Genomic DNA, 17,678 nt, shown 5'->3' with positions numbered 1-17,678 from the left:
GCCGGATCGGCTAGCATCGCAGCTTTGCTATAACGACCCCAGGACTTGCCGCCCATGAAGATCGTCTCCTTCAATATCAACGGCCTGCGTGCGCGCCCACATCAACTGGCGGCCTTGATCGAGAAACACCAGCCGGACGTGATCGGCCTGCAGGAAACCAAAGTCGCCGACGAGCAATTCCCCGAGGCGGACATCCGCAACCTCGGCTACCACGTGCACTACCACGGCCAGAAAGGCCATTACGGCGTCGCCCTGCTTTCGCGCCAGGAGCCCTTGGCGCTGCACAAGGGCTTCCCCGACGATGGCGAGGACAGCCAACGGCGCTTTATCTATGGCACCTTCGCCGACGCGCAGGGCAACCCGGTGACCGTGATGAACGGCTATTTCCCGCAGGGCGAAAGCCGCGACCACCCGATCAAGTTCCCCGCCAAGCAACGCTTCTACGCCGACCTGCAGCAACTGTTGCTCAAGCAGTTCCAGCCAGAACAGGCGCTGCTGGTGATGGGCGATATCAATATTTCGCCGGAAGACTGCGACATCGGCATTGGCGAAGAGAACCGCAAACGCTGGCTCAGAACCGGCAAATGCAGCTTTCTCCCGGAGGAGCGCGAGTGGCTGGCCAGCCTGAAGAACTGGGGCCTGGTCGACAGCTTCCGCCACCTCAACCCCGCGGTGAACGATCGCTTCAGCTGGTTCGACTACCGCAGCCGCGGTTTCGAAGACGAGCCCAAGCGCGGCCTGCGCATCGATGTGATCCTGGCCTCGCAGCCGCTGCAAGCGCGCTTCAAGGATGCGGGGATCGACTACGAGTTGCGCGGCATGGAGAAACCCTCGGATCATGCGCCGATCTGGCTGGAGCTGAGCTGAGCAGGGCGAAGTCCCGGAGCCAGGTCGGGCGTCGCAGCGCTCAGCCTGGGGGCGCCTAGCCCCCTCCCCGGCCAACGCCCCGCTGTCATATTGCATTCATCTTTTTGTCTTACCGTCGCGGCACCTTCAATTGCCTCAACAAGGTGTCCACCGCATGCCGCGCGCCCTGCCTGCTTGTACTCAGTCCACCTGGAGCAGTACCTGCGCCGCCCTGCTGCTCGGTTTTATCTGTTACGCCCTGCCCTGGTCGGTATTCGCCGCCTTGCCGATCCCCGCGGACGGCAGCAGCGCCCTGCGCATTCAGGGCTCCAACACCATCGGCGCCAAACTCGGTCCCGCCCTGGTCAAGGGCCTGCTCGAGGAACAGGGCTTCACGGCGATTCGCCTGCAGGCCGGTGACGCCGAGAACGAGCAGAAGGTCATCGGCACCAGCGCCGACGGCCGTCGCCTGGTCATCGAAGTCGCCGCCCATGGTTCCGCCACCGGCTTCAGCGCGCTGCAAGGCGGCAACGCCGACCTGGCCGCCTCGTCGCGCCCGATCAAGGACGGCGAAGCCAGCGCCCTGGTCGGCCTGGGCGATATGAAGAGCCCCGGCGCCGAACAGATCATTGCCATCGACGGTCTGGCGATCATCCTCCATCCGAGCAATCCCCTGGCTGCCCTGCGCATCGACCAGTTGGCGCAGATCTTCGCCGGTGAGGTGCAGGACTGGGCGCAACTGGGCGGCTCCCGCGGGTCGATCAACCTGTATGCCCGCGACGACAATTCCGGCACCTACGACACCTTCAAGGAGCTGGTGCTGAGCGCCAACGGCAAGACCCTGGCGAACAACGCCAGGCGTTTCGAGTCCAGCGAAAAACTCTCCGACGCGGTCAGCCAGGACCCCCAGGGCATCGGTTTCATCGGCCTGCCCTATATCCGTCAGGCCAAGGCTGTGGCCATCGCAGCCGGCGACTCGCAGGCGATGCTGCCGAGCGTGACCCTGATCGCCACCGAGGATTATCCGCTGTCGCGGCGGCTGTTCCTGTACAACCAGCCGGAGATGCACAACCCCTGGGTCAAGGCCCTGGTACGCTTCGCCCATAGCCCGCGCGGCCAGGCCATCGTCGATCAGAACGGTTTCATCGCGCAGACCGTGCAGGCGGTAAAAGTCGCCGCCAACAGCGCCATGCCGGCGTCCTACCAGACACTGGCCCGCGAGGCGCAACGCCTGTCGGTGAACTTCCGCTTTCAGCAAGGCAGCGCCAGCCTGGACAACAAGGCCCAGCGCGACATCGAACGGGTACTCGCCTACCTGCAGAGCCAGGACAAGCTGCGTCAGAAAGTCGTGCTGGTCGGCTTCGGCGACCCCAAGGCCGACCCGGCCCGCGCCGAACTGCTGTCCAAGCTGCGCGCCATGGCCGTGCGTCGCGAACTGGCCAGGCACGGGGTGATATTCCGCGAGATCACCGGGCTCGGCGACGAGCTGCCGGTCGCCGCCAACGACGCCGACGAAGGGCGAATCAAGAACCGTCGGGTCGAGGTCTGGGTGTACTAGCGCCGGGTCTGGCCAATGGCTCGTTCAGGCTCGCGCTATTAATGTAGAGCGGCCATGCTCGCGAAACTTGTGCGTCGGCGCCCCTCGCAGGCATCGACCGCGCCGACGGGAGTGGCGACGTGCTTGCCGGTCGCTTGCAGGCGGCGCTCGCAGCTTCTAGCCTAAGTCCTATGTGACACCGGGCCCCTCTGGCGGTGATGTCCTCACCGTGATGTCGGAGTCACTAAGTTGATACTCAACTTAGGCTGATAGCAGGGAGGGCTCATGAACGCTCTGCAGAGTTTTTTTACCGCCTCCTTTCTCGGCACCCCCGGTTGGTTCTGGCTGGCCTTTATCGCCATCGTCCTGGCGCTACTGGTGTTCGACCTCGGCGTGCTGCATCGCGACCAACACGAAATCGAAATGCGCGAGAGCCTGCTGCTGTACAGCGGCTACTTCAGTGTCGGCTTGCTGTTCGGCGGCTGGATCTGGTGGCAACTAGGGGCCAACAAGGCGCTGGAGTTCTACACCGGCTTTTTGGTCGAGCAATCGCTGTCGATGGACAACGTGTTCGTCATGGCGATGATCCTCGGATTCTTCGGCATTCCCCGGCGCTACCAGCACAGGGTGTTGTTCTGGGGCATCCTCGGGGTCATAGTGTTGCGCGCGATCATGATCGGTCTGGGCACCGCGCTGGTGCAGCGCTTCGACTGGGTTCTCTATGTATTCGGCGCCTTTTTGCTGCTGACCGGGGTGAAAATGCTGTTCAGCCGCGAACTGCACCATCCGGATCTGGCGCAAAACCCGCTGCTGAAATTCTTGCGCCGGCACATCCGCGTCACCGATGAGGTGCATGAGGGACGCTTCCTCGTGCGCCTGCGCGACCCGGCCAGCGGCAAGCTGGTGCGCTACGCCACCCCCCTGCTGCTGGCACTGGTGCTGATCGAACTGGCCGATCTGGTATTCGCCGTGGACAGCGTGCCCGCGGTATTCGCCATCACTCAGGATCCGTTTATCGTCTACACCTCGAATATCTTCGCGATCCTCGGGTTGCGCGCCCTGTACTTCGCCCTGGCCGCGCTGATGCACCGCTTCATCTACCTGAAATACGCGTTGGCCCTGGTGCTGATCTTTATCGGCGGGAAAATTTTCCTGCACGGTTTCATTGGCAAGATTCCAGCATTGGTGTCACTTAGCGTAACCTTCTGCCTGCTGGCCGGCGGGGTGTTGTTGTCCCTTTTGAAAACCCGAAGCGAGTCGGCATAAGAGGGGGAAGCAGGATGGATGTACGGATCGAAAACCTGCAACGCCAGGGCCGCACGCTCTGGCAAGTGCGCATGGGCCCGCGCGGCGTAACCTTTCATGAAGAACTGGCGGCCCGCACCTTCGCCGCCCAGTTGCATCAACGTCTGCTCTGGCTGCGCGAGCAGGCCGAATACGACCACGGCGCCTATCCGCCGCGCTGAAGCAGGCGCGTGGCACTCAAGTGCACGAGCCAGCGCAGGCATCATCCTTTCGCGCCTGCTCACTTCACCCCGGCAAGGCACTCGTTCAAGGGCCGCGGGTGCTCGACACCATAGCCTTGCACATAGTCAACGCCCAACTCGGCCAAACACTCGCGAATACTGACGGTTTCGACGTACTCGGCAATCGTCTTGCGGCCGAGCAAATGCGCGATCTCATTGATCGACTTGACCATCGCCAGATCGCTTGGCGAGCGTTCGATCTCCTTGACGAAGCCGCCATCGATCTTGACGAAATCCACGGGCAGTCGCTTGAGATACTCGTAGGAGGAAAAACCGGTACCAAAATCGTCGATGGCGAAGGTGCAGCCCAGGCGTTGCAGGTAACGCACCAGATCGGCGGTTTTGGTCAGGTTGGCCACCGCAGCGGTTTCGGTAATTTCGAAACGGATTCGCTGCGGCGGCACCGGGTAATCCTCGAACAGGGTTTCGATGAAGTGCAGCAGCTTGTCGTCATTCAGGCTGCTGCCGGATAAATTGATCGATACCCCGCTTGCATATGTCCAGAACTCCGGATGTTGCGCCAACTTACTGAACACCCGTTTGAGCACCCAGCGGTCGACCTTGGTCATGCGGTTATAGCGCTCGGCAGCCGTAATGAAGTCGAGCAACGTGACTTCATTCTCCATGACCAACAACACTTCATAATGTGGCAACTGGTCGTGCAAGCCTCCGGCAGGGGCAATTTGCTGCGCACGCAGACTGAGTTCGCCGCGCTCGATAATGTCGTCTACCCGCCCGGCTATGGCCATCAGTCCGGTGTGCACGCCATCGATCTCATCGTTGTAGGTGTGCACACAGTTGCGCCCCGAGTCCTTCGCGGTGGCGCATGCGCTTTGCAGATCGCGAAACAGATTGATCACATCGTGGCGCTCGCTCATCAGGACAATGCCAATACTCATGGTGGCCGCGTGCGAATGCCCTTCCCATTCGAATACCTTGGCCTCGGTGACGGCCCGCAGGCGTTCGGCCAACTGGCCGGCCCGGGGTTCATCCGACTCGCTCAGGGCCACGGCGAAATCCGCCCCCCCGATGCGCGCCAAGGTCGCAGTCGCGGGCAACTGGGCCGCCAGCAATTCGGCGATCTGTTTGAGGTAGGCATCGCCGGCGACGTGGCCCAGACGGGCGTTCAACAGGCCGAACTGGTCGATGTGCCCATAGATAAAGGCATTCTTCTCCCGGGACGCCAGGGCTTGGGCGATCGCCGTCTCGAAACTGCGACGGTTGAGCAAGCCGGTGAGCTCGTCGTGGCTGCGGGCATGGGCGATATCGCGGTACAAGTTGCCGACGATATCTTCCAGGTGCTTCTGAATCACTCCGCCGTCGTGCATTTCCGGGGTCGCAACCCCCAGCCTGCCGGAGGCGAACTTGTCGATCAATTCGTCGCTGGTGAGGCTGTCGGCTTCGCGGCCCTGGCGGTCGACCAGAATGTAGTGGTCGGTGACCGAATTGGCCCAGACCAGTTGCAGATACTGACCATCGCGGGTCACCAACCAGTCGCCGGCCGTGAGCTGTTGCACCCGCTCGCGCCAGCGTTGCTGGGCCGGCGAGTGACGTAGCATGGGAGGCGTCGCAATGGGCGCAGGCAGGTTGACCAGTTCGACCGGCTGATCGCCGACCAGTTGCGCCTGCAATTGCTTGAGCACCGGGGTGTGACGAAATTGCCCGGGCAGAAAGCTTTCCATGCGTTTGCGCAGCAATTCCAGCACCGGCTCGGTTTCGAACGCCCGCTCGACCCGGCTGGCGCTGTAGCCCCAGGCATCGGTATCGGCCTGTAGCCAGCCATTGAGCTGACGCAACACGGCCAGATCATCCAGCCATTCAAAGCTCTCTTCGCCCTGGCGGATCAGCTCATGCACCAGCAATTCGCGCCAGCCGATGTCCAGCCAGTCGAGCAGCACCTGCGGCGCCCGGCGGCCAAGCAATTCGTATAGTTCACGAGCGACATGCTGCCTGGCTTGCTCGAGCACATCTCGTCCGCGGATGTACTGGCGCACGCGATCGGCGTTATTGCTGTAGGCGCGCTGTTGCACCGCCAGCAGCTGCTCGAGCTCCTGATCGCAGCGGATGAACACGCTGCTGTCACCGCTGTAGTCGGCGACGATGCCGTCGATCAACTGCTGGACACGCTCTTCGAGAGCATGGTTGGGGGACTCGGAAAAATCACTGAGCCGCATCAACTTGTCCAAGGTGGCGCGGACCGGATGGGTCGAATCGGCAAAGGCTGCGGGGTCGAGCATGGAAGCCTGAACGACTGGCACCATGAGCCGGCGCAGGGCTGGTTTGACATTGCGGGCAATCGTCGTTTCCAGCTCGATGTGCTGGAACAGCTCGGCCACCACCCCGGCATCCGCACTCTGGCGCGGCGACAGCACGGCTCCGGCCGCGCTCAACTCCTGCAGAAAAGTGTCCGGCGACCAGCCTTGTTCCGGCGGAGTGAGCCGTTGCAGCTTGCCTAGCGCCGCCTGCAGCCGGGAGGCATCTGCCGCCTCCACCACGGTACAAGCGTCACCTGCGGTACGGGCGCCAGCCGCAGCATCCGCCCCGGCCTCGCGCAAATGCTCGATTGCCCGGTAAGGCGCATCCGGCGCCGCGCTGGGCGGCGCACGGCGTCGTTCCTGAGCGGGGAGTACCAGCGGATCGATCAGCGGCTCTATCTTGAAACGCTCGAAAACCTGGTCCAATTGCTCGAAGTAAACCTTCAGATCACTGGCCAGCACCGGCGCTGCTGCCGCGTAGAACAACTCGCGGACCAGCGGCAATTGCTCGCGCAGCTGCAGTTGCCCCTGCAGCGTGCGCACCATGAACTCCAGTGACAACGGGCTTTCCCGATCTTTCGCGTGCACGCCGGTGACTGCATTCAGCTTGGCGCAACTACGCCATTCCAAGCTCCCCAAGGGTTCGCGCAACTGACGCACCAGGCGGCGCGCCTCAAGCATTTCTTCCACTTCGTCATCATCGACCAGTTGCCACTGGGTGGCATCGGTCTGCGCCTGCGCCTGCGCAATAATGCCGACAGGCAGCACGCCCCGGATGGTCTTGACCGTTGCGCCGATGACCTGCTCGCGCAGGGATATGCACAGGCGCAGAAATTCCTCGCAGCCCAGGGCCTCCTTGTTGCTGCGCGCCGACAGGCGCTGTTCATTCAAGAGCCGAATGGTGGCGTCGAACACCCCTTCCAGGCAGTGGGGCAGGTAGCTATTCAACGACTGCCCCAAGGCCTCGATCACTGGCAACTGCTGCGTCTGCATCCCTCCCCCCCAACGCGTTGTCTTTCCCCTAGCGCGACAGGCTTCCGCTGCCACAGATCAACTATATACCTCAGGATTGAATTCGACCGACGCCTCGTTGCATTTCAGGCGTTCTTTTATGACCATCCGCAGCCATGACGATCCGCAGCCATGCGTGGGCGCTGACGCAGCAACGACAAGGCCCGCATGCTTGGCGGGCCTTGTCGTCATTTCCTTGGCAGCGTCGGTGAGCGCTGCGGTGCAATGCGGTTACTTCGCCATGTACTTGCCAATCTCGAACTTGCCGACGGCCATGCGGTGTACTTCGTCCGGGCCGTCGGCCAGGCGCAGGGTGCGCTGCATGGCGTACCAATAGGCCAGCGGGAAGTCGTTGGAAACCCCGGCGCCGCCGTGGATCTGGATGGCGCGGTCGATCACCTTGAGCGCGACGTTCGGCGCCACCACCTTGATCTGGGCGATTTCGCTGGCGGCGATCTTGTTGCCGACGGTGTCCATCATATAGGCCGCATTCAGGGTCAACAGGCGCGCCATGTTGATCTCCATGCGCGAATCGGCGATGTGGTCGATGTTGCCGCCCAGGCGCGCCAGCGGCCTGCCGAAGGCGGTGCGGTTGATCGAACGCTCGCACATCAGTTTCAGTGCGCGTTCGGCCATGCCGATCGAGCGCATGCAGTGGTGGATACGACCCGGGCCAAGGCGGCCCTGGGCGATCTCGAAGCCGCGGCCCTCGCCGAGCAGCACGTTCTCGTAGGGCACCCGTACGTTCTCGAACAGCACTTCGGCATGGCCATGGGGCGCGTCGTCGTAGCCGAATACCGGCAGCGGGCGCAGCATCTTCACTCCGGGGGTATCCATCGGCACCAGGATCATCGAATGCTGCTGGTGGCGCGGCGCGTCGGGATTGGTCAGGCCCATGAAGACCATGATCTTGCAGCGCGGATCGCAGGCGCCGGAGGTCCACCACTTGCGCCCGTTGATCACCCACTCGTCCCCCTCGCGCACGGCGCGGGCCTCCATGTTGGTGGCATCGGATGAGGCCACGCCCGGCTCGGTCATGGCGAAGGCCGAGCGGATCTCCCCGGCCAGCAGCGGCTTGAGCCATTGCTCCTTCTGCGCCTCGTTGGCGTAGCGCACCAGCACTTCCATGTTGCCGGTATCCGGCGCTGCGCAGTTGAATGGCTCGGCACCGATCAGCGAGCTACCCATGATTTCCGCGAGCGGCGCGTATTCGGTGTTGGTCAGGCCGGCACCCAGTTCCGACTCCGGCAGGAACAGGTTCCACAAGCCTTCGGCCTTGGCCTTGGCCTTCAGCTCTTCCATGATCGCGGTGGGCTGCCAGCGGTCGCCTTGATTGACCTGCTGCTCGAACACGGCCTCGGCCGGATAGACGTGGGACTGCATAAACGCGCTGACGCGCTCACGCAGTTCCTGAACCTTGGGGGAGTAGGCGAAATCCATGGGAGCTACCTTCTGCGGGCTGATTTGGTGAGGTGTTCGATCTGAAAATGATGCTAGAACAGGCCCTAAGATTTATCTAATCTATTCTCGCCGTGTATAAACATTCATCACCGATATATGATCAACTGATACCGACAACCCTCGGAGCGAGCGCGCAATGAATCTGAACAAGGTCGATCTCAACCTCTTTATCGTCTTCGATGCCATCTACACCGAGGCCAATCTGACCCGTGCCGGGCAGATCGTCGGCATCACCCAGCCGGCCGTGTCCAATGCCCTCGCCCGCCTGCGCGAGACCTTCAACGACCCCTTGTTCGTGCGCACCGCTCAGGGCATGGTGCCCACACCCATGGCGCAGAACATCATCGCACCGGTACGCAGTGCCCTGCAGCAATTGCGCATCTCGGTGCAGGAAAGCCGCATCTTCAATCCGGCAGAGGCCAACAAGACCTACCGCATCAGCATGACCGACCTCACCGAGGCGCTGGTGCTGCCCTCCCTGTTCCAGCGCCTGCGCCGCCTGGCACCGAATGTCAGCCTCGAAAGCATGCTCGCCCGCCGCCGCGAAACCACCAAGGAACTGGCCGCGGGCCGGCTCGACTTCGCCGTCGACGCGCCGCTCAACACCGATCCCCAGGTGCGGCACGTCAAGATGATGGAAGACCGCTACGTCTGCGCCATGCGCAGGGGCCACCCGCTGGCCAAGGACAAGATCAGCCTGGACGAATACCTGTCGCTGACCCACATCCAGATTTCCAGCCGCCGCAGCGGCCTAGGCTATATCGACCTGTCGCTGGGCAAGATGGGCCTGAAACGCCGGGTTGCCCTGCGTTCGCAGCATTACCTGATGGCCTCCACCGTGCTGCACAGCACCGACATGGCAATCACCGTACCGGAGCGCTTCGCCCGGCGTAACGACCTGCATTACATGGAGTTGCCGGTCAGCGACATGCCGGCCCTGGAAACCCACCTGTACTGGCACGAGAGCACCGACCAGGATCCGGCCAACCGCTGGATGCGCGAGCAGATCATCGAGATCTGCCAGCACGTCATCGCCCAGGAAAAGAAACTCGATAAAGCTTCAAGTTAGCGCGGTAAGACCTTGATAAAAAGCCAAAATTTCGGATATTTTTCATGGCCAGGCAGCTCAAGCGCTGTCGCGCAGCACCAGTTCGAAACCCACGTCGATGCAGTGCGCGGCCGGCTGTTCGCCGCGCATCAGGGTCAGCAGCATTTCCCCGGCCAACTGGCCGATGCGCCCGCGGATGGTGCGCACCGTGGTCAGCGCCGGATGCACCCAGGCGGCGGCCGGCAGGTCGTTGAAGCCGGCGATGGCCAGCCGTTGCGGCACCGCCAGATCGAGCTGACGAGCGCGAAACAGTGCGCCCAGGGCCAGGTCGTCGTTGTTGAAGAACACCGCGTCGATTTCCGGGTGCTGGGCCAGCAGGCGGTCGAGTAGATTGGCGCCCAGGCCGATCGAGGACAGCTCTGGGGTGAGCAGTTCCAGGCTCGGGTTGTAACGGCCGTGCACCCGCATGCACTGCCGGTAGCCCTCGGCACGCTGCAGGGTGCGCGGGTCCAACTGGGCGGCGGCGAAGGCGATATGCCGGTAGCCGCGCTCGATCAGCGCGCCGGTCATGGCCGCGCCGGCATCCAGTTGCGAGAAGCCGACGCAGTACTCGTCCTCGTCATCGCTCAGCTCCATCATGGTGACGATGGGCCCGCGGCAACCTCCGAGAATCTCCCGCGCCGTGTCGCTGCGCTCGAAACCGGTGAGCAACAGGCCGGCCGGCTGATGCGCCAGGTAGGAGCGCAGCAGACGCTCGTCTTCCTCGGGGCGATAGTGGCTGACCCCGATCATCATCTCGAAGCCAGCGGGCATCAGCACCCGCTGGATCGCCTCGACGGTGTCGACGAATACCGAGTTGGACAGCGACGGAATCAGCACCGCCACCAGGTTCGACTTGGAACTGGCCAGCGCCCGCGCCGCCGGATTGGCCACGTAGCCCAGCGCCTTGGCCGCCTGCATGACCTGCGCGCGCAGCGCATCGGAAACCCGTTCCGGCTGCGACAAGGCGCGCGAGGCGGACATCAGCGAGCAACCGGCGGCCTTGGCCACATCGGACAGGGTGACGCGTTCGGCGGAGCGACGACGACGTGGGCTCATGACTACTTCCCTGGAAAAGGCAGGCGATTCTAGCAGGCGCGGCGGTCAGCCCGACATCGGCCGACCGCCATGCAGGGACCTTATTCCGGCACCTTGGCCAACTCGGCCTGCACCTGATCGAACAGCGGTTGACCGACCGTATCGATCACCTGCTGAATCGCCGGCTGGGCCTGCTCGCGCATGCGCTGCAGCTCGGCGTCGCTGACCTGGTTGACCTGCATGCCGTTGTCCTTGAGCTGGGCCAGGGCCTTGGCCGCCTCGGCGCGGGTGTCCTGACGCTCGAAGTCGCGGGCCTTCTTCGCCGCCTCCAGGATGATGCCCTGTTCGGTCTGCGACAGGCCGTCCCACCAGCGCTTGGACGCGGTGACGATCCACGGGCTGTAGACGTGGTTGGTCACCGTCAGGTACTTCTGCACCTCGAAGAACTTCGACGAGAGGATGGTGTTGAAGGGATTTTCCTGGCCATCCACCGCCTTGGTCTCCAGCGCGGTGAACAACTCGGAGAACGGCAGCGGCACGGCGTTGGCGCCCATCAGTTTGAAGGTCTCGAGGAATACCGGGTTGGGCATCACCCGCAGCTTGATCCCGGAGAAATCCTCCAGTTTGCTGATCGGCCGGACGTTGTTGGTCATGTTGCGGAAACCGTTCTCCCAGTAGACCAGGCCGACCAGGCCCTTCTCTTCCAGCTTGTCCATCACCTGACGCCCGACCGGGCCATCCAGCACCGCATCGGCCTGCTGCTCGCGGGTGAACAGGAACGGCGTGTCCCACACCGCCATTTCCTTGCTGATGCCGACCAGGGTAGCGGTGGAGCCGACCATCATTTCCTGGGCGCCGCCAATCAGCGCGTTCTGCATCTGGTCGTCCGAACCCAGGCTGGCCGCGGCATAGGTGCGCATCTTCAATTTTCCTGCGGAGGCCTTGGCGACTTCCTCGGCCAGCAGCTTGGCCGCCCGGCCCTGGTTGCTCTGTTCGTTGAGCCCGTAGCCGAAGCGAATCATCCGCGAACGGACTTCATCGGCCTGGGCGGTGAGCGTGGCCAGCGGGCTGAACAGCATGGCCGCAGCCAGAACGGTGATCAGTGGACGTTTCATCAGCAAGTGCCTCTTATTGTTGTGGAAGATACAACGGGGGTGCCCGGCAGCCTGCTGCCGGACGTGGAAAACATCAGCGCAACCATGCCAGCGGCACCGTGACGATGGCCGGGAAGGCAATCAGCAGCGCGACAATGCCCAGGTAGATGTAGAAGAACGGCATCACCCCGCGCACCAGGATTTCCATGCGCAGCCTGCCGATACCGCCGACCACGTTGAGCACCGTGCCCACCGGCGGGGTGATCAGGCCGATGGAGCCGATGAGCACGAACATCACGCCGAAGTACACCGGATCGATGCCGGCCTTGATCGCAATAGGCGCCAGCACCGGCGCCAGAATCAGGATGGTCGGGGTCAGGTCGAGGACCATGCCCACCGCGATCATCAGCAGCATGATCGCCAGCATCAGCAGATGCGGATGGTCGAGCAGCGGGCCGAGCATGGCGCCGATTTCCTCCGGCAACTGGGCCAGAGTGACCATATAGGCCGATACCGTGGCCGCGGCGCAGAGGAACATCACCGAGGCGGTGGTGCGGCTAGCGCGGGTCAGGGTCTCGCTCAGCGCCGCCCAGCTCAGCTCGCGATAGAGCAGGGTCGACACCGCCAGGGCATAGACCGCCGCCACCACCGCCGCCTCGGTCGGGGTGAAGATGCCGAAGCGCAGGCCGCCGACGATGATCACCGGCAACATCAGCGCCGCGGCGCCATCCACCAGCACGCGGCGGCGTTCGGCCTTGCTCGCCTTGGGCGGGGTCGGCTCGGTGAAGCCGCGGGCGATCAGGGTCCAGGCGAAGATCAGGCCGACGCCCATGATCAGGCCCGGCACCAGACCGGCCATGAACAGCTGGCTGATCGAGGTATTGGTCACCACGCCATAGATCACGAAGGGCATCGACGGCGGAATGATCGGCGCGATGATGCCGCCGGCCGCCACCAGGCCGGCCGAGGAATGCAGCGGGTAACCACGCTGACGCATCATCGGCAGCAACAGGGTGGCCAGCGCCGCAGTGTCGGCCAGGGCCGAGCCGGACATGCTCGCCAGCAGCACCGCCGCGGCGATCGCCACGTAGCCGAGACCGCCGCGCAGGTGGCCGAAGTAGGCCTGGGCCATGGCGATGATGCGCCTGGAGATGCCGCCGGCGTTCATCAGCTCACCGGCCAGGATGAAGAAGGGCACGGCCAGCAGCGGAAAGCTGTCGGCGCCGGCGAGCAGGTTCTGCGCCAGCAGTTGCACGTCCCAGAACTGCAGATACCACATCAGCACCGCGCCGGTGAGAATCAGGGCGAAGGCGATGGGCATGCCGAAGGACATGAAACCCAGCAGTGAAGCAAGGAAGACAGCGACGGTCATCAGCGGGTCCTCGGTGGGCAGTGCCCGATCTTGTTATGGAAAGAATGCAACGCGAACATCTGCTCAGTCGGCCGTAACATTGGCCAGCGCCGCAGCCTGCTCGCGCGGTCGGCGCCAGACGTTGACGAGCTGCACCAGCGCCAACAGCGCGAGCACCGCCATGCTGGCCAACACCGGCACCATCGCCAGCACCACCGGGTAGCCGACCACCGTGCTGTGGTTGCCCCAGCCGTATTGCACCTGGCTCCAGGCACCCAGGGCCGAGAGCAGGCTGGCGACTATCACCAGCAGCCAGCTGACCGAGTCGATCAGGCGGCGAGCGGCATGGGGGAAGCGGTCGCGGATCATGCGAAAGGTCATCAGTTCGCCGCGGCGCATGCTCGACGCCACACCGACGAACACCAGCCAGACGAAGGCCAGCCGCGACAACTCCTCGACGCCGGCCCAGCCGGTGCCGAAGGCATAGCGCAACACCACGTTGATGAAGACGGCGGCCACCATGAAGGCCATCAACCCGGCCATCAGGCCGTCGGTGAGGCGGTCGAACAGCTGCGCCAGGCCACCGCTGTAGATAGGTTCGGCAGTCAGTTGCGGGCCATGGTTAGCGCTATCAAACGGCTGCGCAGAAAGATCCACCTGCGCCTCGATCTCCTCACCCGTGGCATCGCGGCGCACCCAGGCACAGATTTGCGCAACCACCTCTGCGCGGCTCTGCGCGGCACTGAGGCTGAACACATGGGGTTCGCCGTTGGGCGACTCGAGGGTGGTGAACTGGCTGTCGACCAGCGAGATCGGCATGAAATGCCCGGGCCTTGCACCTACCCGCTGCAAGGCGGTGGCCCGATCGATATCCAGATGAGCGAACTGCAAGCCCGGCACGGCGGCGCGCAGGCGTTCGCGGTAGCTGCGCTTGAGTGCCGAACAGGCGAGCACGAATCCCTCTCCCGCGGCCTGCGCGGCCTGCATCTCGACGATCAGCGCATCCAGCCAGTGAATGCGGTCGTCGTCGGTGAGGGCAGTGCCGGCGCGCATCCGCTCGACGTTAGCCTCGGGATGGAAATGGTCGGCTTCGATATGCCGCCAGGCAAGTTCGCTGGCCACGGCTTGGCTGATCTCGCTCTTGCCGGAGCCACTGACGCCCATGACCACCAGGGTACGGCGTGCCGCAATGACGGCGGGGGCAGGATTGACTGTCTGCATGGGTTCTCCAGGGCACCCATGGGGCGGGGCCGTTTGTTGTTTGAGCCGATGTTAGCGCTAACCAAGTTAATCGACAAGCCTCCCCCTGGTAATCGACGAAAAACTGCCAAACGGTACTTTCTGGCGATTACTACAGGTATCGGCGAACCCGGCCAGTGTCGGCAACCCTGATCGGTGCCTCCCTCCGAGCCATTGCATCGAATCCAAATGAAGACTAATCTTCAACTAAAGTCCATATATGGATGAACGAGCATGACTGCTAGCGCGCATCGCAACGCCCCAGAGTTCGACATTGACTCGCCCAAGGCGGGTCAGGTCGCGCTGAAATTCTTCTTCAACCTGATGGACAAATGGCATTGCTCGGTCGAGGAACAGATGGTCCTGCTGGGTTCGATCGGCCGCAGCACCCTGTACAAATACCGGCAACTGCCGGAAGTACGCCTGCCCCGCGACACCATGGAACGGGTGTCCTACCTGATGGGCATCCACAAGTCCCTGCGCATCCTGTTCGGCGACAAACCCTCGACCTATGAGTGGGTGAGAAAAGCCAACAGCGAGGCGCCATTCAATGGCAACAGCGCACTCGAGCTGATGCTCGCCGGCGGTGTGGTCGACCTCGCCGACGTGCGTCGCTACCTCGACGGTGTCAGGGGTTGAGGCAGACCCTGCCCGCCTGGCTGCGGGCCTATCGCCTGGTTTCCAGCGCCTTTCCGCCGATCTCGGTGTTCGAGGACGTGCTGGATGCCGCCGACCTCGAGCAGGCCTTCCTGATCGAGGGCCTGACCAACGACCGCCTGCGCGAAGAAGCCGGCCTGCTCGCTCATGTGGCACCGGAAGACCGGGTCAGCGGCCCCGGCTCGTCGCCGCTGATGGCCGCCTTCACCCATGTCGGCGCGATCAGCCGCTTCACTGCGGGCCAGTATGGCGTCTATTACTGTGGCGACAGCCTGCACACCGCGGTGGCGGAAACCCGCTACCACCGCGAGCGCTTCCTGCGCGCGACCCGGGAACCGAGCCTGGAACTGACCCTGCGCGCCTACGTCTGCCGGGTAGTCAAAGCGCTGGACGACATACGCCAGGATCATGAGCACCTGCACGATCCGGATCCGGCCGCCTACCCGATCGCCCAGCGCTTCGCCGCCGAACGACGCAAGCAGGGTTCCTGGGGCCTGCTCTACCGCAGCGTGCGCCACCCCGCAGGCGAATGCGCCGCCCTGTTCCGCCCGCCGGCGGCGAGCATTCCGCATCAGGGCGTGCATCTGCGCTACGTCTGGGATGGCAAGCTGCAGCGGATCACCGAAGTCTTCACCCTTAAAACCATCGCCTGAATGCCCGACACTGCGTAACAGTCCACGCAAGTGTCCCGAACAACTGCCTGCCTGATACCGCCACTCGACCGGATCCCGTCCATATGTTCAAGAAAAGCATCAACGCCCTCCTCGCGACCTGGCTAACCGGCTTGATCGTCTTGCTGCCGCTGGCCCTGAGCCTGACGCTGCTGACCTGGATAGTCGGCCTGTTGAACCAGGCAATCGGGCCATCCAGCTACATCGGCCAGGTGTTTTCCAGCATGGGCCAGCCATACGCCAGTAACGCCTACCTGGCGTACACCCTGGGTACTGCGGCGCTGCTGATGGGCATCTATGCCCTGGGCCTGGGCGTGCAGCTCGGGCTGCGCCGTCCGCTGCAATGGCTGACCGACCTGACCCTGCGGCGCATCCCGCTGTTCGGCAAGCTGTACAACCTGGCGGATCGCTTTGTCGCCTTGCTGGAGAAAAAGGAAGGGGCCGACATCAACGCCATGAGCCCCGTGTGGTGCCTGTTCGGTGGTGACGGTGCCGCCGTGCTGGCGCTGATGCCCAACCCCAACCCGATTGATATCGATGGCCGCAGCTATTACGCCGTGCTGGTGCCCACCGCGCCCATCCCCATCGGCGGCGGCCTGCTGTATGTGCCAGTGGAATGGGTCAAGCCAGCCAATATCGGCGTCGATGCCTTCACCAGCATTTATCTGTCCATGGGCATCAACCCACCGCCACAGCGCCCGCGCACAGTCTAGCCAGTCACCCCGTGCGGCGCCTTTGCGCGCACGAGGCGACTTGCAGGGGATCTAGAAACTGCGTGCAATCACCAGCCGCTGCACGTCGCTGGTGCCTTCGTAGATCTGGCACACGCGCACGTCGCGATAGATGCGCTCCAGCGGGAAGTCCTTGAGGTAGCCGTAGCCGCCGAGGGTCTGCAGCGCCGCCGAGCAGACCCGTTCGGCCATCTCCGAGGCGAACAGCTTGGCCATCGAGGCCTCGGTCAGGCAGGCCAGGCCGGCTTCGCGCAGGCTGGCGGCGTGATGCACCATCTGCCGCGCCACGGCGATCTGGGTGGCCATGTCGGCCAGACGAAAGGCCACCGCCTGATGCTCGATGATCGGCTTGCCGAAGGTCTGCCGCTCATGGGCGTAATCGCGCGCCGCCTCGAAGGCCGCGCGAGCCATGCCCACCGCCTGGGCGGCGATGCCGATGCGTCCGCCCTCCAGGTTGCCCAGGGCAATGCGATAGCCCTGGCCCTCCTCGCCCAACCGTAGGCCGGCCGGGATGCGCAGCTCGTCGAGCTGGATCTGGCAGGTGTCGGAGGCGTGCTGGCCGAGCTTGTCCTCGACGCGCACCACCGAGTAGCCGGGCGTATCGGTGGGCACGATAAAGGCGCTGATGCCCTTCTTGCCGGCCGCCGGATCGGTCACGGCGAAGACGATCACCATCCCGGCGTGGCTGCCGGAGGTGATGAACTGCTTGCTGCCGTTGAGTACATAGTGCTCGCCGTCGCGCCGGGCACGGCTGCGCAGGTCGCTGGCATCCGAGCCGGCCTGGGGTTCGGTGAGGGCGAAGGCGCCGAGCATCCTCCCCTCGGCCAGCGGGCGGAGGAAGCGCTGTTTCTGCTCCTCGCTGCCGTACTTGAGGATCGGCATGCAGCCCACCGAGTTGTGCACGCTCATGATGGTCGAGCAGGCACCATCGCCGGCGGCGACTTCCTCCAGGGCCATGGCGTAGGCCAGGTGGCCGGTCTGCGCGCCGCCCCAGTCTTCCGGCACCAGCATGCCCATGAAGCCCAGCTCGCCCATCTCGGCGATGGCCTCGGCGGGGAACCGGTGCTCGCGATCCCAGTCGGCGGCGAAGGGTTTCAGTCGTTCCTGGGCGAACTGGCGGGCCATGTCACGGATCTGCAGATCTTGTTCGGATGGAATCATGGGGCTCTCCCGG

The 17,678-nt window shown here is 63.8% G+C and carries 15 protein-coding genes; 8 read left to right on the top strand and 7 right to left on the bottom strand.

The features are described 5' to 3' along the window. Positions 1-54 precede the first annotated feature (54 nt). The 4 genes from xthA (at position 55) to BM315_RS17980 (ending at position 3,849) form a co-directional block, all read left to right on the top strand. Positions 55-867, top strand: a complete 813-nt coding sequence (xthA, locus tag BM315_RS17995) for an exodeoxyribonuclease III (RefSeq protein WP_090503661.1) — start codon at positions 55-57, stop codon at positions 865-867. A 154-nt stretch (positions 868-1,021) separates the two neighbouring features. Continuing rightward, complete coding sequence (locus BM315_RS17990; protein WP_090503659.1) at positions 1,022-2,404, top strand: substrate-binding domain-containing protein; 1,383 nt, start codon at positions 1,022-1,024, stop codon at positions 2,402-2,404. A 264-nt stretch (positions 2,405-2,668) separates the two neighbouring features. Then, positions 2,669-3,649: a TerC family protein gene (locus BM315_RS17985; protein WP_090503656.1), complete on the top strand. Its 981-nt coding sequence runs from the start codon at positions 2,669-2,671 to the stop codon at positions 3,647-3,649. A gap of 14 nt (positions 3,650-3,663) precedes the next feature. Next, entirely contained in the window at positions 3,664-3,849 is a 186-nt protein-coding gene (locus BM315_RS17980) for a hypothetical protein (RefSeq protein WP_090503654.1), read from the top strand. A 59-nt stretch (positions 3,850-3,908) separates the two neighbouring features. Here the strand turns inward: BM315_RS17980 and BM315_RS17975 are convergent, their stop codons facing one another. Both BM315_RS17975 and BM315_RS17970 read right to left on the bottom strand, forming a co-directional pair. Further along, positions 3,909-7,157 (bottom strand): DUF1631 family protein, encoded by a 3,249-nt coding sequence (locus BM315_RS17975; RefSeq protein WP_090503651.1) that lies wholly within the window; start codon positions 7,155-7,157, stop codon positions 3,909-3,911. Between the two features lie 249 nt (positions 7,158-7,406). Continuing rightward, positions 7,407-8,615, bottom strand: a complete 1,209-nt coding sequence (locus BM315_RS17970; protein WP_090503649.1) for an acyl-CoA dehydrogenase — start codon at positions 8,613-8,615, stop codon at positions 7,407-7,409. A gap of 157 nt (positions 8,616-8,772) precedes the next feature. Here BM315_RS17970 and BM315_RS17965 point away from each other — a divergent pair, with 157 nt between their 5' ends. Then, positions 8,773-9,705 carry a LysR family transcriptional regulator gene (locus tag BM315_RS17965; RefSeq protein WP_090503646.1) on the top strand — a complete coding sequence of 311 codons (933 nt, stop codon included), beginning with the start codon at positions 8,773-8,775 and terminating at the stop codon, positions 9,703-9,705. A 57-nt stretch (positions 9,706-9,762) separates the two neighbouring features. Here BM315_RS17965 and gntR read toward each other — a convergent pair whose 3' ends face one another. The 4 genes from gntR to BM315_RS17945 all read right to left on the bottom strand — a co-directional run bounded on the left by gntR (position 9,763) and on the right by BM315_RS17945 (position 14,427). Beyond that, the gene (gene gntR / locus BM315_RS17960) at positions 9,763-10,782 is read right to left on the bottom strand and encodes an HTH-type transcriptional regulator GntR (RefSeq protein WP_090503643.1); all 1,020 of its coding nucleotides are present in this window, start codon (positions 10,780-10,782) and stop codon (positions 9,763-9,765) included. 80 nt (positions 10,783-10,862) lie between these two features. Further along, positions 10,863-11,876 (bottom strand): TRAP transporter substrate-binding protein, encoded by a 1,014-nt coding sequence (locus BM315_RS17955; RefSeq protein WP_090503641.1) that lies wholly within the window; start codon positions 11,874-11,876, stop codon positions 10,863-10,865. Between the two features lie 73 nt (positions 11,877-11,949). Continuing rightward, positions 11,950-13,227, bottom strand: coding sequence for a TRAP transporter large permease subunit (locus BM315_RS17950; RefSeq protein ID WP_090503638.1), 1,278 nt, complete (start codon positions 13,225-13,227; stop codon positions 11,950-11,952). A gap of 63 nt (positions 13,228-13,290) precedes the next feature. Beyond that, on the bottom strand, positions 13,291-14,427 hold the full coding sequence (locus tag BM315_RS17945) for a gluconokinase, GntK/IdnK-type (RefSeq protein ID WP_244527325.1): 1,137 nt from the start codon (positions 14,425-14,427) through the stop codon (positions 13,291-13,293). Positions 14,428-14,679: 252 nt separating this feature from the next. Here BM315_RS17945 and BM315_RS17940 point away from each other — a divergent pair, with 252 nt between their 5' ends. From BM315_RS17940 to BM315_RS17930, 3 genes are all read left to right on the top strand, one after another. Further along, positions 14,680-15,084: an MbcA/ParS/Xre antitoxin family protein gene (locus tag BM315_RS17940; RefSeq protein ID WP_090503636.1), complete on the top strand. Its 405-nt coding sequence runs from the start codon at positions 14,680-14,682 to the stop codon at positions 15,082-15,084. Further along, the gene (locus tag BM315_RS17935; protein ID WP_090503633.1) at positions 15,081-15,755 is read left to right on the top strand and encodes an RES family NAD+ phosphorylase; all 675 of its coding nucleotides are present in this window, start codon (positions 15,081-15,083) and stop codon (positions 15,753-15,755) included. The genes BM315_RS17940 and BM315_RS17935 overlap by 4 nt, the downstream gene beginning before the upstream one ends. Before the next feature lie 83 nt (positions 15,756-15,838). Beyond that, the gene (locus BM315_RS17930) at positions 15,839-16,486 is read left to right on the top strand and encodes a DUF502 domain-containing protein (protein WP_090503630.1); all 648 of its coding nucleotides are present in this window, start codon (positions 15,839-15,841) and stop codon (positions 16,484-16,486) included. 51 nt (positions 16,487-16,537) lie between these two features. Here BM315_RS17930 and BM315_RS17925 read toward each other — a convergent pair whose 3' ends face one another. Further along, positions 16,538-17,665: an acyl-CoA dehydrogenase family protein gene (locus BM315_RS17925; RefSeq protein ID WP_090503627.1), complete on the bottom strand. Its 1,128-nt coding sequence runs from the start codon at positions 17,663-17,665 to the stop codon at positions 16,538-16,540. Between the last annotated feature and the right edge of the window lie 13 nt (positions 17,666-17,678).

The organism is Pseudomonas borbori (assembly GCF_900115555.1).
GTDB classification, from domain to species: Bacteria; Pseudomonadota; Gammaproteobacteria; order Pseudomonadales; family Pseudomonadaceae; genus Aquipseudomonas; species Aquipseudomonas borbori.
This window is presented reverse-complemented; position numbering and strand designations above follow the sequence as displayed.